General features: G+C 72.9%; 25 protein-coding genes and 1 pseudogene. 15 read left to right on the top strand and 11 right to left on the bottom strand.

All coding sequences use genetic code 11. From position 1 onward, the window contains the following. Positions 1-43: 43 nt before the first annotated feature. Positions 44-616 (bottom strand): annotated as a pseudogene (locus AAH979_RS31350) (ATP-binding protein); the annotation flags it as partial. A gap of 631 nt (positions 617-1,247) precedes the next feature. Continuing rightward, positions 1,248-1,418: a hypothetical protein gene (locus AAH979_RS31345; protein ID WP_346261789.1), complete on the bottom strand. Its 171-nt coding sequence runs from the start codon at positions 1,416-1,418 to the stop codon at positions 1,248-1,250. A 162-nt stretch (positions 1,419-1,580) separates the two neighbouring features. On the opposite strand from AAH979_RS31345, the gene AAH979_RS31340 reads away from it, so the two are divergent. Further along, positions 1,581-3,098, top strand: a complete 1,518-nt coding sequence (locus AAH979_RS31340) for a glycoside hydrolase family 3 protein (protein WP_346261742.1) — start codon at positions 1,581-1,583, stop codon at positions 3,096-3,098. An 89-nt stretch (positions 3,099-3,187) separates the two neighbouring features. Beyond that, a complete protein-coding gene (locus tag AAH979_RS31335) occupies positions 3,188-3,964 on the top strand; it encodes a DUF6042 family protein (protein ID WP_346261741.1) in 777 nt (258 codons plus the stop codon). A gap of 30 nt (positions 3,965-3,994) precedes the next feature. Here the strand turns inward: AAH979_RS31335 and AAH979_RS31330 are convergent, their stop codons facing one another. The 3 genes from AAH979_RS31330 to AAH979_RS31320 are packed head-to-tail and all read right to left on the bottom strand — an operon-like array spanning position 3,995 to position 6,678. Further along, positions 3,995-5,089 (bottom strand): PQQ-dependent sugar dehydrogenase, encoded by a 1,095-nt coding sequence (locus AAH979_RS31330; RefSeq protein WP_346261740.1) that lies wholly within the window; start codon positions 5,087-5,089, stop codon positions 3,995-3,997. Between the two features lie 54 nt (positions 5,090-5,143). Beyond that, positions 5,144-5,428, bottom strand: coding sequence for a GNAT family N-acetyltransferase (locus tag AAH979_RS31325; protein WP_346261739.1), 285 nt, complete (start codon positions 5,426-5,428; stop codon positions 5,144-5,146). Continuing rightward, on the bottom strand, positions 5,425-6,678 hold the full coding sequence (locus AAH979_RS31320) for a cysteine desulfurase-like protein (protein ID WP_346261738.1): 1,254 nt from the start codon (positions 6,676-6,678) through the stop codon (positions 5,425-5,427). Before AAH979_RS31320 ends, AAH979_RS31325 begins: the two co-directional genes overlap by 4 nt. Positions 6,679-6,753: 75 nt before the next feature. On the opposite strand from AAH979_RS31320, the gene AAH979_RS31315 reads away from it, so the two are divergent. The 9 genes from AAH979_RS31315 to AAH979_RS31275 all read left to right on the top strand — a co-directional run bounded on the left by AAH979_RS31315 (position 6,754) and on the right by AAH979_RS31275 (position 13,440). Further along, complete coding sequence (locus AAH979_RS31315; protein ID WP_346261737.1) at positions 6,754-7,113, top strand: hypothetical protein; 360 nt, start codon at positions 6,754-6,756, stop codon at positions 7,111-7,113. Between the two features lie 117 nt (positions 7,114-7,230). Next, positions 7,231-8,052, top strand: a complete 822-nt coding sequence (locus AAH979_RS31310; protein WP_346261736.1) for a DUF1206 domain-containing protein — start codon at positions 7,231-7,233, stop codon at positions 8,050-8,052. A gap of 126 nt (positions 8,053-8,178) precedes the next feature. Next, positions 8,179-9,396 (top strand): mechanosensitive ion channel family protein, encoded by a 1,218-nt coding sequence (locus AAH979_RS31305; RefSeq protein ID WP_346261735.1) that lies wholly within the window; start codon positions 8,179-8,181, stop codon positions 9,394-9,396. 233 nt (positions 9,397-9,629) lie between these two features. Next, positions 9,630-10,061 carry a phage holin family protein gene (locus AAH979_RS31300; protein WP_346261734.1) on the top strand — a complete coding sequence of 144 codons (432 nt, stop codon included), beginning with the start codon at positions 9,630-9,632 and terminating at the stop codon, positions 10,059-10,061. Further along, complete coding sequence (locus AAH979_RS31295) at positions 10,058-10,369, top strand: DUF3618 domain-containing protein (RefSeq protein WP_346261733.1); 312 nt, start codon at positions 10,058-10,060, stop codon at positions 10,367-10,369. The genes AAH979_RS31300 and AAH979_RS31295 overlap by 4 nt, the downstream gene beginning before the upstream one ends. Then, entirely contained in the window at positions 10,366-10,638 is a 273-nt protein-coding gene (locus tag AAH979_RS31290) for a DUF4235 domain-containing protein (RefSeq protein WP_318397304.1), read from the top strand. Before AAH979_RS31295 ends, AAH979_RS31290 begins: the two co-directional genes overlap by 4 nt. A 72-nt stretch (positions 10,639-10,710) precedes the next feature. Next, entirely contained in the window at positions 10,711-11,409 is a 699-nt protein-coding gene (locus AAH979_RS31285) for an LppX_LprAFG lipoprotein (protein ID WP_346261732.1), read from the top strand. After that, positions 11,399-12,982, top strand: coding sequence for an MFS transporter (locus tag AAH979_RS31280; protein ID WP_346261731.1), 1,584 nt, complete (start codon positions 11,399-11,401; stop codon positions 12,980-12,982). The genes AAH979_RS31285 and AAH979_RS31280 overlap by 11 nt, the downstream gene beginning before the upstream one ends. 254 nt (positions 12,983-13,236) lie before the next feature. Then, entirely contained in the window at positions 13,237-13,440 is a 204-nt protein-coding gene (locus AAH979_RS31275; protein WP_007075740.1) for a cold-shock protein, read from the top strand. Between the two features lie 119 nt (positions 13,441-13,559). Here the strand turns inward: AAH979_RS31275 and AAH979_RS31270 are convergent, their stop codons facing one another. Both AAH979_RS31270 and AAH979_RS31265 read right to left on the bottom strand, forming a co-directional pair. After that, a complete protein-coding gene (locus tag AAH979_RS31270; protein ID WP_346261730.1) occupies positions 13,560-13,763 on the bottom strand; it encodes a hypothetical protein in 204 nt (67 codons plus the stop codon). A 246-nt stretch (positions 13,764-14,009) separates the two neighbouring features. Continuing rightward, positions 14,010-14,993, bottom strand: a complete 984-nt coding sequence (locus tag AAH979_RS31265) for an aldo/keto reductase (RefSeq protein WP_346261729.1) — start codon at positions 14,991-14,993, stop codon at positions 14,010-14,012. A 95-nt stretch (positions 14,994-15,088) separates the two neighbouring features. On the opposite strand from AAH979_RS31265, the gene AAH979_RS31260 reads away from it, so the two are divergent. Then, positions 15,089-15,904 carry a trans-aconitate 2-methyltransferase gene (locus AAH979_RS31260; RefSeq protein WP_346261728.1) on the top strand — a complete coding sequence of 272 codons (816 nt, stop codon included), beginning with the start codon at positions 15,089-15,091 and terminating at the stop codon, positions 15,902-15,904. Positions 15,905-15,913: 9 nt separating this feature from the next. Next, entirely contained in the window at positions 15,914-16,939 is a 1,026-nt protein-coding gene (locus AAH979_RS31255) for an adenosine deaminase (protein ID WP_346261727.1), read from the top strand. Between the two features lie 436 nt (positions 16,940-17,375). Here the strand turns inward: AAH979_RS31255 and AAH979_RS31250 are convergent, their stop codons facing one another. The 4 genes from AAH979_RS31250 to AAH979_RS31235 all read right to left on the bottom strand — a co-directional run bounded on the left by AAH979_RS31250 (position 17,376) and on the right by AAH979_RS31235 (position 22,745). Further along, positions 17,376-18,770, bottom strand: a complete 1,395-nt coding sequence (locus AAH979_RS31250) for a HAMP domain-containing sensor histidine kinase (RefSeq protein ID WP_346261785.1) — start codon at positions 18,768-18,770, stop codon at positions 17,376-17,378. A 29-nt stretch (positions 18,771-18,799) separates the two neighbouring features. After that, entirely contained in the window at positions 18,800-19,489 is a 690-nt protein-coding gene (locus tag AAH979_RS31245; RefSeq protein WP_101366818.1) for a response regulator transcription factor, read from the bottom strand. 79 nt (positions 19,490-19,568) lie between these two features. Beyond that, complete coding sequence (locus AAH979_RS31240) at positions 19,569-21,410, bottom strand: glycoside hydrolase family 3 protein (RefSeq protein ID WP_346261726.1); 1,842 nt, start codon at positions 21,408-21,410, stop codon at positions 19,569-19,571. A gap of 183 nt (positions 21,411-21,593) precedes the next feature. Then, positions 21,594-22,745: a class I SAM-dependent methyltransferase gene (locus tag AAH979_RS31235; RefSeq protein WP_346261725.1), complete on the bottom strand. Its 1,152-nt coding sequence runs from the start codon at positions 22,743-22,745 to the stop codon at positions 21,594-21,596. A gap of 118 nt (positions 22,746-22,863) precedes the next feature. On the opposite strand from AAH979_RS31235, the gene thrS reads away from it, so the two are divergent. After that, entirely contained in the window at positions 22,864-24,897 is a 2,034-nt protein-coding gene (gene thrS / locus AAH979_RS31230; RefSeq protein WP_346261724.1) for a threonine--tRNA ligase, read from the top strand. Between the two features lie 95 nt (positions 24,898-24,992). Beyond that, positions 24,993-25,514, top strand: a complete 522-nt coding sequence (locus AAH979_RS31225; protein ID WP_318397503.1) for an HIT domain-containing protein — start codon at positions 24,993-24,995, stop codon at positions 25,512-25,514. Positions 25,515-25,521: the final 7 nt, after the last annotated feature.

Below are 25,521 nucleotides of genomic sequence, written 5' to 3'. Positions count from 1 at the left end.
TGCGGAACCGGGCGGCCCGGCTGGCCAGCCCGGGAGGCAGGGTCGCGGCGTCCTCGCCGAGCGCGCCGAGCAGCCCGGCGAGCGCGTCGGTCGGCCGGGTCGGCGGTACCGGGTGGTATCCGCGCAGGTCCAGATAGAGCTGTCCGTCCGGAAACCGGTCGGCGACCCGGTGCGCCCAGTGCACGGCCAGCGCGGTCTTGCCGACGCCGGGCGGCCCGGTCAGAACGATGATCATCGTCATACCAGCCTCCGTGCCGGCGTCGAGCACGGTGTCGAGTTCGGCCAGTTGCCGCTCTCGGCCGGAGAGCGTCCGCAGGTCCGGCGGCAACTCGCGCGGCACCGCGCCGCCCGACCGGTCTGCCGGCCACGATCCACCAACCTCTTTCGGGTACGCCCCGAGCACCGTGCCCGGCGGCACGTCCGCGCTCAACTCCCGGTGCCGGGCCTGCTGCCACAGCTCCGCGAACTCGCCCACGTCACCGTCGAGCAGCCGGACGATTTCGCTGACCACGTCCCACCGCGCCAGCCGTGGCCGGGCGAATGCGGCGTGGATCGAGGTCGCGTTGATCCCCCGGGGGCGGGTGGCGGTGCGGGTGCCATGGTGCAGGGCGCGCATGCTGGGTTGGCCCGCCACCTGGTGCAGTGTGTGCAGCCGTTCGTAGAACTCCCGGATCGGCCCCTCCGGCAGGGAGGGAATGCTGAGCCTCCCCATCAACGCTCCAATGCAGCTCGACGAACGCACGGTCAGGCTGGCGTCACTCGCCGTCGCCGTCTTGGAATTCTCGACTCCTGGAGTGGGCGGGGTCAACCATCGGCTCGGCACGGCATCTCATGCCACCATCTCTGGCGCTGAAGTGGTCGTGAGCTGCGGCGTCGTCTGCCGATGCCACGACAATCGTCGATGTTAGTACGCGCAGCGGAACCGCGCTTATCGGAAATCCGACCGGTCGAGACGGCCTCGGTCCGTCTGCGCGTCGCGTCTGTGTCGCCTCTGGGCCGCGTTTGTGCTCCGCGTCTGTGCCGCGTGTGCCGCTTCATGTCCGCGTTCGTCGCGCTGATCGCGCTGCGGGGTCTCGATCCGTGCCCCGTTCGTGCGCCCAGCTCGACAGTCCGCCGCACAGGTCATGTCGGGGAGCGCCGGGCGGGCGCGGCGGAGGAGCCGTGCGGCGGAGGGGCCGTGCGGCGGCGGTCGTCCGCCCGACTGCGACCGAAGATCGGCCACCGGATTGCGAGCGAAGATCGACCGCCTAGCGGCGACCGAACATCGACCGGAGGGCGGCGACCAGCAGCACGGTGCCGAGGATGGCGCCCACGATCCGAACGCCCGGAATGTCGAACCAGCTCGTCTCCTCGGCGGCAAGCAGGCGGTGCGGCAGTTCGGTGAGGCGCGGCGCGGTCTCCGGGATGCTCGACTGCATTCCAGCACTGTCGCACGTCACCGGCGGCCATGTCGCACGTCCGGGCCCGTTCCGGCTAATAGGAAGGTTTATTGACTATTTGTCGAGGTGGTGTGACCATGGCAGCACCCGCCGCTACCAGGGCGGCGGCTGTCCACTGTAGATGCGGGGGGAACCGGCGGGATGAGCGGAACGACGGACAACCTGTCCAGTCTGGCGGCGGCGGTGCTCCAGCCCGGGTTCGTCGGCACCACCCGACCGCCGGACTGGGTGCGCCGGTGGCTCGGTGAAGGGCTCGGCGGGGTGGTGCTGTTCGCCCGCAACGTGGTCGACGCCGGGCAGGTCGCCGCGCTGACCGACGCGATGCGGGCGGAACGGCCGGACGTGCTGGTGGCGATCGACGAGGAGGCCGGCGACGTCACCCGGCTGGAGTCCCGGCTCGGCAGCTCGCGCCCGGGCAACCTGGCGCTCGGCGCGGTCGACGACCCCGAGCTGACCGAGGCGGTCGCCCGCGACCTCGGCGCCGAGCTGGCCGCCGCCGGCATCGCCCTGAACTACGCGCCGGACGCGGACGTGAACGCCAATCCGGACAACCCGGTGATCGGCGTACGCTCCTTCGGCGCCGACCCGGGGTTGGTCGCCCGGCACACCGCCGCCTGGGTACGCGGCCTCCAGTCGGCCGGGGTCGCCGCCTGCGCCAAGCACTTCCCCGGGCACGGGGACACCAGCGTCGACTCGCATCTCGACGTACCCCGGATCGCGGTCTCCCGGGCGCGGCTCGACGCCTGCGAGCTGCCGCCGTTCCGGGCGGCTATCGACGCCGGAGTGCAGGCGGTGATGACCGGTCACCTGCTGGTCCCGGCGGTCGACGAGGAGTGGCCGGCGACGTTGAGCCGGAGGGTGCTGACCGATCTGCTGCGCGAGGAGTTGGGCTTCCAGGGTGTGGTGGTGACCGACGGCATCGAGATGCGCGCGGTCGCCGACCGGTACGGCTTCGCCGGGGCGACCGTCCGGGCCCTGGTCGCCGGGGCCGACGCGATCTGTGTCGGCGGCGAGCACGCCGACGAGGCGGACGCCCTGCGGCTGCGGGACGCGATCGTCGACGCGGTGCTCGCCGGGGTGTTGCCGGAGGAGCGCCTGGTCGAGGCGGCCAAGCGGGTGGGCCTGCTGGCCGCGTGGAGCGGTGCCGCCCGGGCCCAGCGCGCCGAGTGGACGCCCGCCGGCCCGGACGGCTCTCCGCTGGGCCTGGCCGCCGCACGCCGCGCGGTCCGGCTGACCGACGGTGCCGGCCCGGCCGTACTGCCGTTGACCGGCCCGGCCCACGTGCTGGAGTTCGAGCCGCCCCGGAACATCGCCATCGGCGCCGAGACCCCGTGGGGCGTAGGTGCCCCGCTGGCCGCCCTGCTGCCTGGCACCACGACCGTACGGCTGGCCGCCGACGACCTGGCCGCCGACCGTGTCCCGCCGGCCGGGGCGCTCGCCGGGGCGGCCGGCCGACCACTGGTGTTGGTGGTCCGCGACCTGCACCGGCACGACTGGATGGCGGCGGCGGTGCGCCGGATCCTGGCCGACCGCCCGGACGCTGTGGTGGTGGAGCTCGGGGTACCCTCGATCGTCACCGGCCGGGTGCATTTGGCCACCTACGGCGCCACTCGGGCCACCGGCCGGGCCGCCGCGGAGGTGCTCGCCGGACGGTCCTGATCGGACCGCCGGGACGACACCCGATCCGTACCGCGGCTGTCACCAAGGGTGCCCCCACGTTCACGGCGAGTCGCGGTATCGTTCCTCCGGTGACCCCTCGCTGGCAGCGGGCCGCCCTTACCCCGTCCTGGATCAGGTGGCTTCCCTGCGCCTTCGTCTACCTCACCGTCGTGCCCGGGGACTCCCGGTTCCGCCGGTCGGCCTGGTCGACGATCGTCCCCTGGGAAGGCTCGGCGTGGTGTGATCCCGGCAGCGTCGACGAGTGGGTGGACCGGGCCCGGTGGCGCCGCGCCGGCCGGGACGCCGAGGACGCCGAGCTGAACGCCCGGCAGCACTACGCCTGGATGGTCCGGATCCGCGCCACCCGGATCGAGCTGTTCGCCGAGATGTGCCGGCGGCGCGACGTGCCGGTCCCGCACACCGTCGGCGAGCTGCTGCTCTGCCTGGCGGAGTTCGGCCTCTTCGAGCTGAACGACGAGGAGGGCGACGATCCGTGGGTCACGCCCCGGCTGGACCGCGATCCGCTGGACGTGCTGCCGCTCTCCGAGGCGGAGCGGGAGCTGGAGGCCCGGGCACAGCGGGACGACCAGGCCGTGCTGGTGGCCATCGCGATCCGGCGGCTGGCTGCGCGTACCCGGCGGCGATGGCGGCGCCGCGTGGTCAGCACCAGCCTGACCAGCCTGGCCGGCGCGGCCGGCGTCACCGAGGAGCAGGCCCGGCGCTCGCTCGCCGATCTCGGTCAGATCGCCGAGCTGGGCGTCGACGCCGGCCGTGGTGGCGACTGGTTGCGGCTCAGCGTGCCCTGGCCCGACTTCCGACTCCGCTTCCCGTTCACCGACCTACCCGCGCCGGAACACGCGATCTAGGCCCGCCGGCAGCCGGGTCGGTCGGGCCGGTCAGGGAACCAGCCGGAGGATGCGGTCGTCGTCGTCCTCCGGCGAGCCGCGCCCGTCGCGGTTCGAGGTGAGTACCCACAGCGACCCGTCCGGCGCCGGGGCGACGTGCCGGAGCCGGCCGTACTCGCCGGTCAGCAGCGCCTCGGCGTCCTGCCCGTCGGTGCCGATCCGATAGAGCCGCTGCCCGCGCAGGCAGGCCAGCCAGACCCGGTCGCCGACCACCGCCAGCCCGCTCGGGGACGCCTCGGCGGTACCCCAGGTGGCGACCGGGGTGACGAACCGGGAATCGTCGGAGTCGCCCTCGACCTCCGGCCAGCCGTAGTTGCCGCCCGGCGTGACCCGGTTGAGTTCGTCGTAGTGGTTCTGGCCGAACTCGGCCGCGTACATCGTCCCGTCGGCGTGCCAGCCGAGCCCCTGCACGTTGCGGTGGCCGTAGCTGTAGACCAGGGTGTCGCCGAACGGGTTGCCCGGAGCGGGCCGGCCGTCCGGGGTCATCCGCAGGATCTTGCCCGCCAGGCTGTTCCGGTCCTGCGCGGCGTCGCGGTCCCCGGCGTCCCCGGTGCCGACGTAGAGCATGCCGTCCGGCCCGAAGGCGATCCGCCCGCCGTTGTGCGTGCGCGAGCCGCGCGGGATGCCGCTCAGCACGACCTCCCGAGCCGTCTCGCCGAGGCGCAGCCGGGCGACCCGGTTGTCGTCGGCGGCGGTGTAGTAGACGTACACCCAGCGGTCGGTGGCGTAGTCCGGGGAGACGGCGAGGCCGAGCAGGCCGCCCTCGCCTGCCGGTGCCGCCTCCTCGATCCGGGCCACCTCCCGGGCCGTACCGCCGGAGACCTGGAGGACCCGCTTGCTGTCCCGCTCGGTCACCAGTGCCGAGCCGTCGGGGAGGAAGGCGAGTCCCCAGGGCGCCTCAAGGTCTGCGACCAGGGTCTGCACGGTGCCGGCCCGGGCCCGAGGCGCGTCCGAGACCGACGGGTCGGCGAACCAGCCCCGCCAGACCCCCACGCCGACTCCGACGGCGGCCAGCGCCACCACCACGACCACCACGGTGATCCACCGACCCGCCCGGCCCGTCGTGCGCACTTCCGGCTCCGCCACGGGTACGACGGTAGCCCGTCGCCGGGACCCGACCGCCGCACCCCCGGGCGGGAATCAGCCGTCGGCGACCACCGATGCGTACTCGGGATGGCGCTCCAGGAAGGAGAGCAGGAACGGGCAGGTGACCCGGACCCGCTCGCCCCGGTCGCGGAGCTGGTCGAGGGTGCCCCGGGCCAGCGCGCTGCCGACACCCTTCCCCTCGAACTGCTTGTCGACCTCGGTGTGCACCAGCACCATCGTCCCGGACTCGACCCGGTAGCCGATGAAGCCGGCCAGGGCGTCGTCGACCAGGATCTCGAAGCGGCGGCGGGCGGGATTTTCTTCGACGAGTGAGCTCACCGGAGCAATTCTCCACTCACCAGCCCGGCCCTGTCGGTGACCCCGCCCACCACCAGCCGGTCGAGTTCGGCGAGCAGCCGGTCGACCTCGTCGGCGGTGTTGTAGTGGTAGACGCTGGCCCGGACCGCCCCGCCACTGTCCCGCAGGCCCAGCGCGGAGAAGTACTCGTACGCGTAGTAGTCGCCGGCCGAGACGCAGACCCCGCGCTCGCCGAGCGCGGCGGCGGTCTGCTGCGGGGTCTGGCCGGCGAGCCGGAACGAGACGGTCGGGCAGCGGTGCCGGGGCGAGCCGTAGACGGTCACCCCGGGCAGTTCGGCGAGACCCCGGTGCAGGCGGGCGAAGAGCTGGTTCTCGTGCTCCAGTGCGGCGGCGAGACCGGCCCGTACCCGGGCTCGGCGGTCGCCGGTGGCGTCCGGGTCCAGCCCGGCCAGGTGGTCGACGGCGGCCCGGATCCCGGCCAGCAGCGGAAAGCTCGGCGTGCCGAGCTCGAACCGCTCCGGTGCCCGGTCGGGCGAGGGCAGCAGCTTGGCCGGGCGCAGTTCCGCCCAGCGGGCCGGGTCGGCGACGACGGCGGCGACGTGCGGGCCGGACCACTTGTAGGCGCTGGTCACGTAGAAGTCGGCGCCGAGCGTGGCGACGTCGGTGGGCCCGTGCGGGGTGGCGTGCACCCCGTCCACGTAGACCAGCGCACCGGTTGCGTGTGCGATTGCGGCGATCCCGGCCACGTCCGGCACCGTGCCGATCGCGTTGCTGCCGGCGGTGAGCGCCACCACCCGGGTGCGCGGGCCGACCAGGTCGGCGTACTGCCCGGCCGGCAGTTCGCCGGTCTCCGGGTCGAACTCGGCCCACCGGACCACCGCGCCGGTCGCCTCGGCAATCTGCACCCAGGGCCGGACGTTGGAGTCGTGGTCGAGCCGGGAGACCACCACCTCGTCGCCGGGGCGCCACGCCTGGCTGAGCGTCCGGGCCACGTGGTAGGTCAGCGCGGTCGCGCTCGGCCCGAAGACCACCCCGTCCCGGGTCGCCCCGACCAGGTCGGCGACCGCCGCCCGGGCCGCCGCCACCAGCTCACCGGAGCGCTGCCCGGGGACGTGTGCGCTGCTCAGGTTGGCGACCGCGGTCCGCATGGTGCCGGCCACCGCGTCGGCGACCGGGGCGGCCACCTGGGTGCCGGCGGCCCCGTCGAAGTGCACGAATCCTTCGGCGAGGGCGGGGTAGGCGGCCCGGACCCGGGCGATCTCGAACGGCATGGCAGGCACGATATCGGCCGTTGCCGGAAACTCGGCCGGGCCGTTGCCTGGATCACTCCGGGTACCCTTGGTGGGGTGACGAATCCCCCGTACCGCCAAAAGACCACCGTCCGTCGTGCCGCCGGTCTCCTCGCCGGCCTGGCCCTCGGTGTGGCCGTCCTGGCCGGCTGTAGTTCCGAGGGCGCCACCACAGACTGCGGGCTGGACGCCTGCACCGTCACCTTCAAGCAGGGCGTCGACGCCCAGACCAGCATCCTCGGGGTCGAGGCCAAGCTGATCGGCGTCGACGGCGACAAGGTGACCATCGAAGTCGCCGGTGAGCAGTTGGCGCTGACCGTCGGCCAGCAGGCCACCGAGGTCGGCGGCCTGTACGCCACCGTGCAGAGCGCCGACCAGGAGCAGGTGGTGGTGCGGATCGGCCGCAACGCCGGCTGAGGTGTGACCTGGGCGGGCGGTGGCGGGACGATCCGCCACCGCCGGCCACCGCCCCGGTGGAGGCGCCTCCGGCGCCCGGACGTTTGGAAATCGTCCCGATCGGTCATTGACACGCCCATGTCAGCGACTTCTACCGCCGGAGCGAGCGCGGCCCGCGCCGCCAACAGCAAGCCCCTGGAAATCCTCGCCCGGGCCGGCTTCGTCGGTTACGGGCTCGTCCACCTGCTCTTCGCCTGGCTGGCATTGCAGATCGCCTTCGGCCGGCCGGCCGACGACGGCGACCAGTCCGGCGCACTGCGTACCCTGGCCGCGCAGCCGCTCGGCGGGTTCCTGGTCGGTGCGATCGGGGTCGGCCTGCTCGCGATGGCGATCTGGCAGGCGTTCGAGGCAGCGATCGGGCACCGGGAATACCGGGGCCGCGAGCGGGTCGTCGAGCGGCTCACCTCGCTCGGCCGGACCCTCGTCTACCTCTACTTCGCCTGGACGGCCTACCAGGTGGTGCAGCAGGCGAACTCGTCCAGTGCGGACAAGCAGCAGGCGCTGACCGAGGACCTGATGGCCTCGTCCGGGGGGCGGCTGCTGGTCGGGGTGATCGGCCTCGCCCTGGCCGCCCTCGGTATCGGGCTGGTCTGGTACGGCGCGGTCAAGAGGTTCGAGCGGCACCTGAAGACCGGTGAGATGAGCCCGCAGACCCGCACGCTGGCCCGCCGGCTCGGCGTGGCCGGTTACGTCGCCAAGGGCATCGCGTACGGCATCGCCGGGCTGCTGGTGGTGACGGCCGCGGTGAACTACGACCCGGACCGGGCCCGGGGCCTGGACGCCGCCCTGCACACGCTGCGGGAGCAGGCGTACGGGTCGATCCTGCTTACGCTGGTGGCGCTCGGCATCGCCGCGTTCGCCGTGTTCTGCCTGGTGCAGGCGAGGTACCGGAAGGTCTGACCTGGACTCATAGGACTCTCTGGGGCATTCTACGTATTTGGCCCCGCGCGTTCGTGGCCCCGCCGGGTGCGGCTCGGGAGACATCCCGCAGCGGCACCCGGCTTCGGCGTGGAAGGAAGAACATTGGTGGACAGCTATCTGTGGACGGTCATCGCGACGGTGGGCGCGGCGCTGCTCGCGCTCGCCGTGGTGGAGGTGGTGCACCGGACCGTACGCCGGCTCGGCCGACGGTCCGTGCTGCTCAGCGAGCTGTCCGAGCACTCGCACCGCCCCTTCCAGGTGGCCGCGACCGTGCTGGCGATCCAGTTCGGCGTGCGGTTCAGCACCGGCTACGGCATCGGTACGCCGTGGCGGCGGACCCTGCTGCACCTGCTCGTCCTGGCGGTCATCGGCACCACCGCCTGGCTGGTCGCCTCGCTGCTGCTGGTCAGCGAGGACACCGCGCTGGCCCGGTTCCGGCTCGACGTGCCGGACAACCGGCAGGCCCGGCGGATCAAGACCCAGATCGTCATGCTGCGCCGGGTCACCATCGCGGTCATCGTGGTGCTGGCCGCCGGGGTGATGCTGATGACCTTCCCGAGCGTGCGCGGGGTCGGCGCCAGCGTGCTCGCCTCGGCCGGGGTGATCGGAGTGGTCGCCGCGCTGGCCGCGCAGAGCGTGCTCGGCAACGTCTTCGCCGGGCTGCAACTGGCGTTCAGCGACGCGGTCCGGCTGGACGACGTGGTGGTGGTCGAGGGGGAGTGGGGCCGGATCGAGGAGCTGACCCTGAGCTACGTGGTGGTGCAGATCTGGGACGACCGGCGGCTGATCCTGCCGACGTCGTACTTCACCACCAAGCCGTTCCAGAACTGGACCCGTACCCAGGCCGCCGTGCTGGGCACCGCAGAGTTCGAGGTGGACTGGTCGGTGCCGGTGCAGGCGATGCGGGAGGAGTTGCGCCGGCTGGTGGAGGGGACCGAGTTGTGGGACGGGCGGACCTGCGTACTCCAGGTCACCGACGCGGTCGGCGGGATGGTCCGGCTGCGCGCCCTGGTCAGCGCCGCCGACGCGCCGAGGCTCTGGGACCTGCGCTGCCTGGTCCGGGAGCACCTGGTCGGCTGGCTGCGGGACCAGCGGCCGACCGCGCTGCCCCGGCTGCGCACGGAGGTCGGCGACGCCTCCGGCCGGCTGCCCTGGCAGTGGGTCGAGCCGAGCCGCCCGGTGCCCGGTGCCGCCGCGGACAGCCGGCCGACCGAGCACGAGCCGCCGGACGACGCCCGGCTCTTCGGCGGTACCGACGACGGCGAGGCCCGGAGCAGTGCCTTCGTCGGCCCCGACGAGCCGGCCGAGGCGCCGCCGCGCTGAGTGGCGCGGGTCGGGCCGCTGACCTGCCGGATCGGCCGCCATCGGGACGCTCGGTGGCGGACACTAACCACAGCGGGGGCGGGACGCATCTCCGCCTCCGCCGCACCCGGCCAGCCGTCCGCCCGGCTCGGGACGGGCGCGACGAACGGACACCGGGCGCGAACGGACCGTCGGCAGGATTGAACCACCGGCGACCGGGGCATACAGCCCAGGAACCGGGATAGGAGGACAGCATGGCCGATGTCGTACGCGACTCCGCTCGACCGGTCGCGGAGCAGTCCACCGCGGAGCTGGTGCAGCGCGCCACCGAGCAGGTGTCGCGGCTGGTACGCGACGAGCTGGCGCTGGCCCGGATCGAGCTGGCCGAGAAGGGCAAGCACGCCGGGATCGGGGTGGGGCTCTTCGGCGGTGGCGGCGCGCTGGCGCTCTGCGGACTCGGCGTCCTGGTGGCCGCCGCGGTGCTGGGACTGGCAGTGGTGATTCCGGCCTGGGCCGCCGCGCTGGTGGTGGCCGGGGCACTGTTCCTCCTGGCCGGGATCTTCGCGTTGGTCGGCCGGGGCCAGGTACGCCGGGCGGTGCCGCCGATGCCGAAGGCCACGGCGGACAGTCTGCGCGCGGACGTGCGTACGGTGGCCTCGGCGGTCCGGGACAGGGGACAGGGATGACCCGCAGCAACGGCTTCGGCAACCCGGAGGCGCTCCGGGAGGAGATCCGGCAGACCCGGGCCGAGCTGGGCGAGACGGTGCAGGCCCTGGCGGCCAAGGCGGACGTGAAGGCCCGGATCAAGGGCTCGGCGGCGCAGACCCGGGACCGGGTGAAGCAGCGGGCCGGGCAGACCACCGAGAGCGTCCGGTCCTCCGTGCACGACGCCGGTTCGGTAGCGTTGCGCCATCCGGTGTCCTGGGCCGTGTTCGCGGCCGGGGCGCTGGCGCTGGCGGTCGTGGTGCTGGTGGCACGAGGGAGACGTGGGTGAGCAGGACAGTCAGCAAGGTGGCCTACCGGCCGGTGGGCATACTTCTGGGCATGGCCGCCGGGGTGGCCGCCGGCGCGGTGTTCCGGCAGGTCTGGAAGTTGACGGCCGGTGACGGCGAGGCGCCGGACGCGATCGACGAGGACCGGGGCTGGGGCGAGATCCTCGCCGCTGCCGCGTTGCAGGGGGCCATCTTCGCTGTCGTCCGGGCCGCCGTGGACCGGGGCGGCGCGATCGGGGTACGCCGGCTGACCGGCCGCTGGCCCGACTGAGTCGGCGGACTCCGGAGCCGTCCGGGGCGGATCGCCGCCGACGGTCCATCCGTCGTGAGTACGCTTCGGGTTATGCGTCGATCCCTCGTGCTCGCCGGTGCGCTGAGCCTGCTGTTGGCCGTCTCCACAGGCTGCACCGACCGGGGCGCCGATGACCCGGCCGGGGGCGCGGAGAACTCCACGACCCTGCCCGAGGCGGCCGAACTCCTCTCCAGCGCGGCGACCGAGCTGGGCACGGTGAAGACCGCCCGGTTCGCGATCGCCACCGAGGGCGCGGCCGACAGCCTCGGCATCAGCGCCGCCGAGGGTGTGATCACCGCGGCCGGCGAGGCCCAGGGGACCGCCAAGATCGAGCAGGGCGGGCTGCCGCTGGAACTGTCGTTCGTGGTCAAGGACGAGACCCTGCACGTCAACGGGCTGACCGGCGGCTGGCAGAAGCTGCCGCTGGCGACCGCGGCGGCGATCTACGACCCGACCGCGATCCTCTCCCCGGACCGTGGCGTCGCCAACCTGGTCGGCAAGGCCACCGGTACCACCGAGGGCCGGGAGAAGGTCGACGGGGTCGACACGTACCGGATCGAGGGGACGCTGCCCGGCGCCGCGCTCGGCAACCTGGTGCCGGGGGTCAGCGCGGACGTCACCGGCACGCTCTGGATCGGTGCCGACCGGCGGCTGCTGCACCGGGCCCGGTTCCCGGTGCCCGGCCAGACCGGGACCGTGACGGTGACCTTCTCGGAGTACGACGCTCCGGTCACCATCCGTGTCCCCTGAGCCCGTGGCGCGGGCCGGTCGCCGGCTCGCGATCGGGGTGGGTGGCGCGGCGGTGCTGCTCGCCGCCCTCGACGCGTACGTCGTGGTGACCCTGCTGGTCGAGATCCTCGGCGACCTGCGGGTCCCGGTCAACCGGCTGGAACGGGCCACTCCGGTGGTCACCGGCTACCTGCTCGGCTACGTCGCCGGGATGCCGCTGCTCGCCCGGCTCTCCGACCGGTACGGCCGGCGCGTGGTCATCGAATGCTGCCTGGCCGGCTTCGCCGCCGGTTCGGTGCTGGCCGCGCTCGCCGACAGCCTGCCGCTGCTGGTCGCCGGGCGGGGGCTACAGGGTCTGGCCGGTGGCGCCCTGCTGCCGGTGACGATGGCGCTGGTCTCCGACCTCGGCTCGGCCCGGCGCCGGGCACTGACCCTGGGGCTGGTCGGCGCGGCCCAGGAGTTGGGCAGCGTGCTCGGTCCGCTCTACGGCGCCGGGCTCGCCACGCTGGTCGGCTGGCGCGGTGTCTTCTGGGTGAACCTGCCGCTCGCGGTGCTGGCGATCGTGGTGGTCCGGCTGACGCTGCCGGGCCGGGACGTCCGGTCGGACGCGGCCCGGCAGCGGGTCGACGTCGTCGGCGGGCTGCTGCTGGCGGTGGCGCTCGGGCTGCTGGTGGTCGGGCTCTACAACCCCGATCCGGCGCGTTCGCTGCTGCCGCCGTGGGGTCCGGTCACCGTCGGGGCCGGGGTGGTGGTGTTCGGCGCGTTCCTGCTCTGGCAGGCCAGGGCCCGGATCCGGCTGCTGGATCCGGCCGGGGTACGGATGCGGCCCTTCCTGGTCGCCCTCGGGGTGAGCGCCCTGGCCGGTGCCGCGTTGCTGGTGACCCTGGTCGACGTGCAACTCTTCGCGCAGACCGTACTCGGGCGCGACGCGGTGCAGGGGGCGCTGCTGCTCACCCGGTTCCTGGTGGCGCTGCCGGTCGGCGCGGTGCTCGGCGGGCTGCTCGCCCGGCGCCTCGGCGACCGTGCTGTCACCGTCGGCGGTCTGGCGCTGGCCGTACTCGGCTACCTGCTGATCGCCGGCTGGCCGGTCGACCCGTTGGCGGCCCGGTACCCGATCGGGCCGGTCGGACTGCCCCGGCTCGACACCGATCTGGTACTGGCCGGTTTCGGTCTCGGGCTGGTCATCGCACCGCTGAGTTCGGCGGTACTCCGTGCGGTGCCGGCGGCCCAGCACGGTGTCGCCGCCGCCGCTCTGGTGGTGGCCCGGATGGTGGGCATGCTGCTCGGGGTCGCCGGAGTCACCGCATGGGGGCTGCACCGGTTCCAGGAACTCACCGCCGACCTGGTGACCCCGTTGCCGTTCGGTGTGGACCGCGCCGTCTACCAGCAGCGGGTCGCCGACTACACGGCCGCGGTACGCGACGCGCTCCGGATCGAGTACGCCGAGATGTTCACTGCTGCGGCGCTGTTCTGCCTGTTCGGCGCCGTCTTGGCGGTCGCCCTGGGCGGCCGCGACGGTGCTGTCGAACCGTCGGCGACGGTGCGCGACGAGTCCGGGGAGAGTTCGCGGGCTGATCCGGTTTCGTCCGGTTAGCGGAGCTGTCGCCAGCCCGTGCCGTCGATGCCTCCGGGGCCGTGGGACGCGTTCTCAGGTCACATGTCGGAGAATTTCGTCGGGTAGGCTATGCGAAGTTTTTGCGTACGTGGTTTGCTGTTCCACGCTGTTGAGAGATGGCGTGGGTCGAGGGAAGTCCTCCTTGGTGGGGGCCGACTCCAAGGCGCCGCTGCTCGAAAACGGCCAACCGGCCGCACGGCGTGCTCGGCCGCCAGTTTTAGAAGGAGATACACATGGCGCAGGGAACCGTGAAGTGGTTCAACGCAGACAAGGGCTTCGGCTTCATCACCGTCGACGGCGGGGGTGCTGACGTGTTCGTCCACTTCTCGGCCATCCAGACCAGCGGCTACCGCACGCTGGAGGAGAACCAGCGGGTGGAGTTCGAGATCGCTCAGGGCCAGAAGGGGCCGCAGGCGGAGCAGGTTCGCCCCATCTGATTCCGTGACGGCCGGCCCCCGCCGGCCCGAGTTTCGATTGCTTTGGGATCCACGTCGAGCCCCGCGCCCCGCGGGGCTCGACGCGTATCCGGTGCGACCCGGCGGCACCGGTGCGCCGGTCAGGAGGGCCTGCCCCGGCTGCGGGCGCGCAGGCCCAGCACCACCAGCACGAGCCCGGCGACCACCACCACCGGCCCGATCACGGCCCAGAGTGGTTCGCCGGTCATCGCACTGCCGCCGAGCCGACCCAGCCCCTGCAACGTCCACACTGCGCCGACGACGACGGCCAGCAGCCCGAGCGTGAGCGGGAGCCACCCTTTCATCTGTCTCGCTCCTCCCCGCGACGACGTCGCGTCTCTCCGCGCTGAACCGGTCGCACCGGCTCCGCGCCGACCCGGTCGCACCGGCTCCGCGCTGAACCGGTCGTGGCGTCCGCGGCGAGCCGGTGACGTCTGCTCCGCGGCGAGCCGGTCACATCCGTTCCGCGGCCAACCCGTCGCACTCAGCCAACCGCACGGCGGGCCGGAACGCACGTCGCCTCGCGGCACGCCGCACGCTCGGCCGATCGACTACCAGCGGTCGTGCACCTGCGGGCGGACCAGTTCGGCGTAGACCGCGTCCACCGTGGCGGTCGCCTCGGCCGACAGCGGCGCGAGCGCGGCGGCGGCGACGTTCGAGTGGGCCTGTTCGGCGTTGCGGGCGCCGGGGATGACCACCGTGACGCCGGGCTGGTCGAGGATCCAGCGGAGCGCGAACTGCGCCATCGTGGCTCCCGGCGGCACCGCCGGGCGCAGCCGCCGTACGGCCTCCAGCCCGGTCTCGTAGTCCACCCCGGAGAACGTCTCGCCGACGTCGAACGACTCCCCGTGCCGGTTGTAGTTGCGGTGGTCGTCGCTGGGAAACGTGGTGTGCTCGTCGTAGCGGCCGGAGAGCAGGCCGCTGGCGAGCGGCACCCGGGCGATGATGCCGACCCCGGCGGCGAGGGCGGCCGGCAGCACCCGCTCGACCGGCTTGTGCCGCAGCGCGTTGAGGATGATCTGCACGCTGGCCACCCCGGGGCGGGCGATCGCGGCCAGCGCCTCGTCGCAGGTCTCCACGCTGACCCCGTACGCCGCGATGCGTTCCTCGGCGACCAGGGTGTCCAGGGCGTCGTAGACGGCGTCGGTGGAGAAGACCGGTGTGGGCGGGCAGTGCAACTGCACCAGGTCGAGCACGTCGACCCCGAGATTCGTCCGGGACCGGTCCGTCCAGGCCCGGAAGTTCTCCAGCACGTACGCCTCCGGCGTCTGCGGCACCCGGCGGCCCATCTTGGTGGCGACGGTGAGCCTGGCGTCGGGCCGCTCGCGCAGGAACCGGCCGATCAGTTGCTCGCTGCGCCCGTCGCCGTAGACGTCGGCGGTGTCCAGAAAGGTGACTCCGTCCTCGACGGCGGCGGTCAGCACTGCCAGGGCTTCGGGCTCGCTGACCTGGCCCCAGTCGGCACCGAGCTGCCAGGCGCCGAGCCCGACCACGCCGACCTCGCGGTTCAACCGCGGGAATCTCCGCTTTTCCACGCCGGCGAGCCTATCCCGCGCCGAATTCGGGCCCACCGGGGTGGCGCTGTGCCGGTATGGTAAACAAGACGTACGTACGGTTTTGGAGGACAGTCATGTGGGATCCGGCCAGCTATCTCCGGTACGGCGACGAACGCTCGCGGCCCTTCCACGACCTGCTCGCCCGGGTCGCCGCCGAGCGACCCCGGACGGTGGTCGACCTGGGCTGCGGTCCCGGCCACCTGACCGCGACCCTGCCGGCCCGCTGGCCGACCGCCCGGGTCGTCGGGCTCGACTCGTCACCGGAGATGATCGCCGCCGCCACCCGGGTCGGTGCGCCGGCCGCTGCGAACGGCGGATCCGGGGTCGAGTTCGCGGTGGCCGACGCCCGGACCTGGTCGCCCGGGCCCGAGGTCGACGTGGTGGTCTCCAACGCCGTGTTGCAGTGGGTGCCCGGGCACGAGGAGTTGCTGCTGCGCTGGGCCCGCGAGCTGACCGCCGGCTGCTGGCTCGCGGTCCAGGTGCCGGGTAACTTCGACGCCGCCTCGCACCGCGCGCTGCGGGAGGTGGCCGAAGCCCCGCGCTGGCGGCACCTGGTCGCCGACCTGCTCCGGGCCGCGCCGGTCTCCGACGCGGCAGGCTACGCCGACCTGCTGACCGGTGCGAACTGCGCCGTCGACGCCTGGGAAACTACCTACGTGCACCTGCTCCCGGCCACCTCCGGCGCCGCCGACCATCCGGTGCTGAGCTGGATGGAGGGGACGGCGCTGCGTCCGGTCCGGGCCGTGCTGGGCGGCGCGGGTACGGCCTGGGACGACTTCCGGGCCGCACTGAACGAGCGGCTGGTCGAGGCGTACCCGGTCCGGCACGGGTTGGTGCAGTTTCCGTTCCACCGCGTCTTCTTCGTCGCCCGTACCGGCGCACGTCAGTAGGGAGTTTTCGTGACCGACCTCTCGGCCTTCATCGCCGGACTGCCCAAGGTGGAGCTGCACGTGCACCACGTCGGCTCCGCGCTGCCGCGCATCGTGGCGGAGTTGGCCGCCCGGCACGAGGGCCGGACCCGGGTGCCGGCGGATCCGGACGCCCTCGCCGCCTACTTCGAGTTCCGCGACTTCGCCCACTTCATCGAGATCTACCTGAGCGTGGTCGACCTGATCCGGGACCCGGCGGACGTCCGGCTGCTGACCTTCGAGGTGGCCCGGGAACTCGCCCGCCAGCAGGTCCGGTACGCGGAGCTGACGGTCACGCCGTACTCGCACGTGCACCGGGGGATTCCCGCCCCGGCGTTCTGCGAGGCGATCGAGGATGCCCGGCGGGCCGCCGAGACCGAACTCGGGGTCTCGCTGCGCTGGTGCTTCGACATCCCCGGCGAGGCGGGGCTGCCGGCGGCCGAGCAGACCCTGCGGATCGCCCTCGACGAGCGGCCGGACGGGCTGGTCAGCTTCGGGCTCGGCGGTCCGGAGGTGGGCGTGCCCCGGCCGCAGTTCAAGCCCTACTTCGACCAGGCCCGGGCGGCCGGGCTGCGCTCCGTACCGCACGCCGGCGAGACCACCGGGCCGGGGACCATCTGGGACGCGCTGCGCGAACTGGGCGCGGAACGGATCGGGCACGGCATCTCGGCGGCCCAGGATCCGGCGCTGCTGGAGCACCTGGCCCAGCGGCAGATCCCGTTGGAGGTCTGCCCGACCTCCAATGTCCGGACCCGGGCGGTCGGCTCGATCGAGGAGCACCCGCTGCCCCGGCTCGTCGAGGCCGGCGTGCTGGTGACGGTCAACTCCGACGACCCGCCGATGTTCGGCACCACCCTCAACGACGAGTACGCGGTCGCCGCCCGACTGCTCGACCTCGACGCCGCCGGGCTGGCCGGGCTGGCCCGCAACGCCGTCACCGCCTCGTTCCTGGCGCCGCCGGAGCGGGACAAGCTGATTGCCGAGATCGACGCCTACCTGGTCGCACATCGGTCCTGACCCGTTCGGCCGGCGGAGACAGGCTGACCCGGCGCGGGGTGCTGCGGGCGGCCGCGCCGGGTCAGCGATCATGGGGCCGGGATCGACCGGTACGTCCCCGCGCGTCGCGGCGGTACGCCGGCCCGACCTCAGCCGTGCTGATCGGCGCGCGACGGAAACCAGGTGTGGGGGACCGTGCTTCCGCCGCGCGCCAGGCTCCACGGGCCGGGTTGGGGCAAACATCTGCGGGTAGTGGCCCGGTGGAGCGGGATGGGATCGCGTTTGATGTTGCCACCGCCGCAGGGCACTCGGACGGGCGTTAATCCAGACCTAAGGAAGACTTGCGCGGAACCAGAAACTCGGTGCGGGCACGCCGGATCCGGCCGGACGCGCAGCTTCCCGGCCGGATGGCCGCTCAACGTCGGCGGGCTGCCGGTCAGCGTCGGGCGGGTGCCGCTCAGTCGCCGGAGGAGCGCGGTCGGGACCAGCGGCGGCGGGTGACCGCGTCCTTCTCCCGGGCCAGCCGGCCGACCAGCCCGAACCGGCTCACCTGCCGGGGCGCGGCGTCCGGGTCGGCCAGCAGCATGACCACGCTCGCCCCACCGAGCCGGGCCCGGTCGATGCTGACCGAGCCGTTCGCCTGCTGGGCCACCCGGCGGGCGATGTCCAGGCCGAGCCCGGTGGAGCCACGGTCGCTGGCCCCCCGGCGCAGCGCCCGGTCCGGGTCGGCGATGCCGGGCCCGGCGTCGTCCACCCGGACCGCGATGTAGCCGTCCCGGCGGGTGACCGCGACCTCGAACGCGGTGCCCTGCGGGGTGTACCGGAAGACGTTGCCCAGCACCGCGTCCAGCGCGGCGGCCAGCTCCGCCCGGGGCACCGGCACCGGGATCCGGGTGTGCGCGCCGATGACCCGGTGCGACCGGTTCTGGTCGCCGGCCAGCGCCGACCAGAAGACCATCCGGTCCCGAACCACCTCGCTGACGTCACAGCTCCCCGGCGCGGCCTCCTGGGCGACCGTCTTCCGGGTCGTGTTGATCAGTACGTCGATCTCGCCTTCCAGCGTCACGATCGCCTGCCGGATCCGCCGGATCGTCCGGCGCCGGTCCAGCTCGGCCGCGCTGAACGAGCCGACGCTGGTGTCGTCGGAGTCGAGCGCGTCGGCGTCGAGCCGCAGCACGGTCAGCGGGGTACGCAGCCGGTGCGACAGGTCGGCGACGAGTTCCCGTTCGTCGGTGCGGGAGGTGACCAGCCGGTCGGCCATCCGGTTGAAGGCGTACCCGGCCTCGGCCAGTTCGCGGGGCCCGCTCGGCTGGATCCGTACCTCCAGGTCGCCGTCGCCGACGGCCAGCGCCGCCTGCACCAGCCCCCGGGCCGAGGCGACAGCCTTGCCCGCGAGCCGGTCCACCACGATCACCGAGGCGATCACCAGGCCGACCGCCACCAGAATCAGCATCAGCCAGGTGCCGCCGGTACCGGCGTTCAGCGCCGCCTCGGAGACGAAGACCTCGACCACCAGCACCCGGCCGGCGACCGGGACCGGTTCGAGCCGGACCACGCCACCGGAGACCTCGGCGACGACCGGTGTGCCGGTCCGGATCGCCCGGTCGACGTCACCGGCGGCGGCCCGGGGGTCGCCGCCGAGCGACAGGCCGTGCACGACCGGTGCACTGCCGGTGTTGCCGGCGGTCGACTCGACGACCCGGCGCAGCGCCGCCGGATCGGCGGTGACGGCCAGCGCGCCGGTGACCGCCGCGCTGCGCCGGGCAGCCTCGCCGAGCGCGTCCTCGCGGGCGTCGCGTTGCAGCGCCGTGCCGAGCGGGATCAGGAAGGCGAGCGCGACGATGGTGGTCATGCCGGCCCCGAGGTAGGCCAGCGCCAACCTCAGTCCGGTACCACCAACCGGAACCCGACCCCCCGCACGGTGCGCAGGTAGCGGGGCTTCGCCGCGGACTCGCCCATTTTGCGGCGGAGCCAATACAGATGCACGTCGATGGTCTGATCCTCGCCGACCGATGGCTGCCGCCATACCTCCTCCAACAGTTCCCGGCGGGACACTACCCGGCCGGGCCGCGCCGCGAGATAGGCCAGCAGGTCGAACTCCTTGCGGGTCAGCGCCAGGGGCACCCCGTCGAGGTGTGCACTCCGTTCGCCGACGTCGATCCGCAGCCCGCCGACGGAGTGTACGGCCGGCTCGACCGTCCGGCTCGCCCGGCCGACCCGGCGGAGCACCGTGGTGATCCGGGCGTCCAGATGGGCGCCGGTGAACGGTTTGACCATGTAGTCGTCGGCGCCGGCCCGGAGTAGCCGGACGATCGCCTGCTCGTCGTCCCGGGCGGTGGCGATGATGATCGGTACGTCGGTGATGCCGCGCAGCATCCGCAGCGCGTCGGCGCCGTCCAGGTCGGGCAGCCCGAGGTCGAGTACGACCAGGTCGGGGGTTTCCGCGGCGACCCGGCGCAGCGCATCGAGCGCCGTACCGACCGCGTGCACCGCGTGCCCGCGGTCGGCCAGGGAGCGCAGCATGGCGCCGCGTACGACATGGTCGTCTTCGACCAGGAGGACGGTGGCCACGTGATGACCGTACTGCCCATGGCAAGTCGGGTGAATCGGCGGCCGGTGCCCCGGTCCGCCCGGATTGCGAACCTCCAGGTCAGGAGTAGCCGAGTCCGTAGCCGTACGGGAAGAGTGGCGTCTTGCCGTCGCCGTCGTTGATCGGCTGCTGGCTGGCGCTGCTCATCCAGCTCACCGGCAGCCTGCCGGTGGGTGGGCGTACCCCGAACAGCACGTCGGCCACTCCGGCGCCCTCGGTGCCGGGCAGCCAGGCGGCGAGCAGGGCGCGCCAGTTCGGCAACTGGGCGGCGATGTCCAGCGGCCGGCCGGAGACCAGCACCACGATCACCGGTACCCCGGAGGCGCGCAGCCGGTCCAGGGTGGCCAGGTCGGTGCCGTCCAGTCCCATCCCGCTCGGCCGGTCCCCGCGCCCCTCCGCGTACGGCGTCTCGCCGAGCACCGCGATCGCGGCCCGGTACGAGCTGTCGATGCCGGTGCCGCTGGCCTGGTAGGTGACCGTGCTGGAGGAGGCGACCGCGTTCCGGATCCCCTGCAGGATGCTGGTGCCGGGGGTGATCGCCCCGCTGCCGCCCTGCCAGGAGACGGTCCAGCCGCCGCTGGCGTACCCGATGTTGTCGGCGCTCTTGCCGGCCACGAAGATCCGGTTGTTCGCGGTGGCCAGCGGCAGGATGCCGCCGTCGTTCTTCAGCAGCACCTGCGAGGCGGCCACCGCCTCCCGGGCCAGCGTCCGGTGCGCCGCGCTGCCCACGGTCGAGGTGTACGACCGGTCGGCCAGTGGCCGCTCGAAGAGGCCCAGCTCGAACTTCTTGGTCAGGATCCGCCGGTTGGCGTCGTCGATCCGGGCCTGGCCGACCCGGCCGGCCTGCACCTCGGCGCGCAGGTGGCCGATGAACTGCCGCCAGCCGGTCGGGACCATCACCATGTCGATGCCGGCGTTGACCGCCTGGCGTACCTCGGCCGCGGTGAACCCGGTGGCGCCGTCGAGCTGGTCGATGCCGTTCCAGTCGGAGACCACGAAGCCGCCGAAGCCGAGTTCGCCCTTGAGCAGGCCGTTGATCAGGTAGTCGTGCCCGTGCAGCTTCTGCCCGTTCCAACTGCTGTACGAGATCATCACCGAGCCGACGCCCTGGCGGACCGCCTCGGCGAACGGCGGCAGGTGCACGGCCCGCAACTCGGCCTCGGAGAGCTGGGTGTCGCCCTGGTCGGTGCCGTTCGTGGTGCCGCCGTCCCCGAGGTAGTGCTTGGCGGTGGCCAGTACCGACGCCGGGCCGGCCAGCGAGGCGCCCTGGAGGCCGTCGATCACGCTGGTCATCGAGCTGACCAGCGCCGGGTCCTCGCCGAACGACTCGTAGGAGCGGCCCCAGCGGTCGTTGCGGACCACGCAGAGGCAGGGGGCGAAGGTCCAGTTCACCCCGGTGCCGGTGACCTCCTCGGCGGTGGCCCGGCCGATCCGCCGGACCAGTTCCGGGTCGCGGGTGGCGCCGAGGCCGATGTTGTGCGGGAAGATCGTCGCGCCGACGACGTTGTTGTGCCCGTGCACGGCGTCCGAGCCGTAGATCATCGGGATGCCCAGCGGGGTGCCGAGGGCGGCGTTGGCGAACCGGTCGTACATGTCGGCCCAGCTCGCGGCGTTGTTCGGGGTCGGCGCGGAGCCGCCGCCGGAGAGTACCGAGCCGAGCCGGTAGTTCGTGATGTCGGCCGGGGTGACCGAGGCCCGCTCGGCCTGGGTCATCTGGCCGATCTTCTCGTCCAGACTCATCCGGGCGAGCAGGTCGTCCACCCGGGTGGCGACCGGCAGCGCCGGGTCCTGGTAGGGCAGCGCGGCGGCGCTCGCGGCCGGCGGGGCGGGAACGCCGACACCGACGCCGACCAGGGTCAGCAGGGCGGCGGTGAGCAGTGCGGCGGTGGGTCGGGTACGCACGGGAGGTCCTTCCGGCGGCAGGTTCCGCACGTCCGGCGCCGCTCCCCGCCGTACGGTGACCGCGGCGATCGATGACCGTCGTTATCGGCTCGTGCCCGACCCTACCGGGAGCGCTCCCACGGGCATCCGGCCTGCAATAACGATCCGATAACGGACCGGGGCTACCGCTGCCCGGTCCCAGGCTCAGCGAGCCGGCGGCAGTTGCAGCACCCAGCGGTACGCCTGGACCATCCCGGTGTCGAAGCCGGCCGCCGAACCCCAGAGGAAGAGCCGGAACCGCCGGTACAGCGGCTCGCCCCAGCGGCGCACGATCTCGTCCCGGGCACCGTCCAGCCGGCGGGCCCACTCCCGGCAGGTCAGGTAGTAGTTGTGCCGGTCGTCGACCAGGTTGAGCAGCTCGAACGGCGAGTGCGCCACGTGCCGCAGATACTGGTGCAGCAGCAGCGGGGCCGAGCCGCCCGGATAGACGTACCGCTTCATGAAAGTGGAGACGATATGCTTGCGGCGCATCGCCAGCGCGTCCAGGTAGACCCGGCCGCCCGGGCGGAGCAGTTCGGCGTACTTGCGCAGCGTCGTCCGGTAGTCGGGCAGGTGCTCGGTGACCCCCATGTTGACGATCGCGTCGAAGCGCTCGCCGGGGGAGTAGCCGAAGATGTGCTCCCGGACCACTCGCACCGGCAGCCGCTCGCGGTCGAACAGGTCGGTGAGGAACCGCTCCGACTCCACCGACAGCGTGGTGGTGGTGACCCGTACCCCCTTGCGGGCGGCGTGCTCGCTGAACGCGCCCCAGCCGCCGCCGACCTCCAGTACGTGGTCGCCGGGGCGGACCCCGATCGCCTCCAGCGCCAGGTCCATCTTGCGGGTCATCGCGTCTTCCAGCGGCTCGTCGTCGGAGGCGAAGACCCCCTCGGTGTAGCAGCGGTGCCGGTGGTCGAGGAAGGTCAGGAAGAAGTCGGAGTCCTCGTCGTAGTGGTGCGAGATGGAGCGCCGGTCGTCCTCCCGGCGCCCGCGCAGCAGCGCCGGCACGAACCGGCCGAGGAAGGCGATCGGATGCCGGTCGGTGAAGAACGACCGCATCCGCAGCGCCGCCGCGAGGTCGCCCTCGACGTCCAGCGAACCTTGCAGGTAGGCCACGGCCACGGCGAACTGGTCGAGCGCGGCCAGCGCCTTGGCGCCCCGGTCGTCCTTCACCACGATGGTGAACTGCGGTTCGCCGGTGCCGAAGGTCCGCACCGGGCCGCCGGCCGGTGCCACCGCGAACGGTACGCCCGGCCCGGTGCCGAAGAAGGTCTGGTATCTACGCTGTAGTGCGCTCACGGCGTCCACGGGTGCCACGGCGTCAATCTAACGCCGAGGTAGCGGCGCCGGCAGGAGGAAAACGCAGGACCGATAGCATCTTGGCAGCCGATCCCGTCGGCGACGTCCGATTCGTCCAAGATCGTAAGGAGCCACCGTGTCCCAAGCCCGTACCCCTGTCGGTGCCGACCCCGTCGTCGTCCCGGCCGGGACGACGGCGGCCGAGGCGGTGGCCGCGGCGGGCCTGCCGCACGCCGGCCCCGGGGCGATCGTGGTGGTCCGCGACCCGGAGGGCCAGCTCCGCGACCTGGACTGGGCGCCCGAGGCGGAGACCGTGGTCGAGCCGGTACGGCTGGACTCGCCGGACGGGCTCAACGTGCTGCGCCACTCGACCGCGCACGTGCTGGCCCAGGCCGTCCAGGACACCTTCCCGGAGGCGAAGCTCGGGATCGGTCCGCCGATCGACAACGGCTTCTACTACGACTTCGACGTCGACCGCCCGTTCCAGCCGGAGGATCTCGATCGGCTGGAGAAGCGGATGCAGGAGATCGTCAAGTCCGGCCAGCGGTTCCGGCGGCGCCGCTTCGACAGCCTCGACGCGGCCCGGACCGAGCTGGCCGACGAGCCGTACAAGCTTGAGTTGATCGAGGTCAAGGGCGCGGGGACCGAGGGTGGCGGAACTGGTCTCGACGCGGGCGAGGTGATGGAGGTCGGTGCCGGCGACCTCACCATCTACGACAACCTGGACGCCGAGAGCGGCAAGGTCTGCTGGTCCGACCTGTGCCGGGGGCCGCACCTGCCCAGCACCCGGCTGATCGGCGCGTTCAAGCTGATGCGCTCGGCCGCCGCGTACTGGCGGGGCAACGAGCGCAACCCGCAACTCCAGCGGGTGTACGGCACCGCCTGGCCGACCCGGGACGCGCTCAAGGCGTACCTGAAGGTGCTGGAGGAGGCGGCCCGGCGCGACCACCGCAAGCTCGGCGCCGAGCTGGACCTGTTCAGCTTCCCCGACGAGATCGGCTCCGGCCTGGCGGTCTTCCACCCCAAGGGCGGGATCATCCGGCGGGAGCTGGAGGACTACTCGCGGCGGCGGCACGAGGCGGCCGGCTACGAGTTCGTGAACAGCCCGCACATCACCAAGGCGCAGCTCTTCGAGACCTCCGGGCACCTGCCGTACTACGCCGACACCATGTTCCCGCCGATGAGGTTCGAGGGCGCGGAATATTACCTCAAGGCGATGAACTGCCCGATGCACAACCTGATCTTCCGGGCGCGCGGGCGGTCGTACCGGGAGCTGCCGCTGCGGCTCTTCGAGTTCGGCACCGTCTACCGGTACGAGAAGTCCGGCGTGGTGCACGGGCTGACCCGGGTACGCGGGCTGACCCAGGACGACTCGCACATCTACTGCACCCGGGAGCAGATGCCGGGCGAGCTGACCACGCTGCTGGCGTTCGTCCTCGACCTGCTCCGCGACTACGGCCTGGACGACTTCTACCTGGAGCTGTCGACCCGGGACGACTCGCCGAAGTTCATCGGCTCGGCCGAGGACTGGGCGGAGGCGACCGAGGCGCTGCGTACCGCCGCCGAGGCGTCCGGGCTCGACCTGGTGCCGGATCCGGGCGGCGCGGCCTTCTACGGGCCGAAGATCAGCGTGCAGGCCAAGGACGCCATCGGGCGTACCTGGCAGATGTCCACCATCCAGGTCGACTTCAACCAGCCCGAGCGGTTCGGCCTGGAATACCAGGCCGCGGACGGCACCCGGCAGCGGCCGGTGATGATCCACCGGGCGCTCTTCGGCTCGATCGAGCGGTTCTTCGGGGTGCTCACCGAGCACTACGCCGGGGCCTTCCCGGCCTGGCTGGCCCCGGTGCAGGTGGTCGGCATCCCGATCCGGGAGGAGCACGCCACCCACCTGCACGGGTTCGTCGCCGCGCTGCGGGCCGAGGGGATCCGCGCCGAGGTGGACACCTCGGACGACCGGATGCAGAAGAAGATCCGTACCGCCCAGCAGCAGAAGATCCCGTTCATGGCGATCGCCGGGGACGCCGACGTGGACGCCGGGGCAGTCTCGTTCCGCTACCGGGACGGTTCGCAGCGCAACGGCGTACCGCTCGCGGAGGCGGTGGCGCACGTCGTGGAGGTGGTCCGGTCCCGGGTCAACACCGGGCCGAGCGCGGAGCCGGTCGCCTAGCGGGAGGCACTGCGACGGTCCGGGTCGGTCGGGCCGGTTGCGCTGGTCGTAGGATCGTCGGCGTGACAGGCGCGGCGCCCCACGCGGAACTCGGCATGCCCGACGGGCTCGATCGGCTCTGGACCCCGCACCGGATGACCTACATCTCCGGTCCGGACCGGCCGGGGGAGGGGCACGAGAAGCCGGCCGGCTGCCCGTTCTGCCTCGCCCCGGAGCGGGAGGGCGAGGAGAACCTCGTGGTGCACCGGGGCGAGCTGGTCTTCGTGGTGCTCAACCTCTATCCGTACAACCCCGGGCACCTGCTGGTCTGCCCGTATAGGCACGTCGCCGACTACACGGAGCTGGACGCCGGGGAGACGGCCGAGCTGGCCGACTGCACCCAGGCGGCGATGCGGGTGGTCCGGCGGGTCAGCAACGCGCACGGCTTCAACATCGGGATGAACCAGGGTGGGGTGGCCGGCGCCGGCATCGCCGCCCACCTGCACCAGCACGTGGTGCCGAGGTGGGGCGGGGACGCCAACTTCATGCCGGTGATCGCCCGGACCAAGGTGCTACCGCAGTTGCTCGCCGACACCCGTACCCTGCTCGCCACCGCCTGGTCCGCGCCGGTCGGCTGAGACGCGG

The sequence above is a fragment of the Plantactinospora sp. ZYX-F-223 genome (assembly GCF_039649625.1).
Taxonomy (GTDB): Bacteria; Actinomycetota; Actinomycetes; order Mycobacteriales; family Micromonosporaceae; genus Plantactinospora.
Note: the sequence above shows the minus strand (reverse complement) of the source record. Positions and strands in the feature narration are given on the sequence as shown.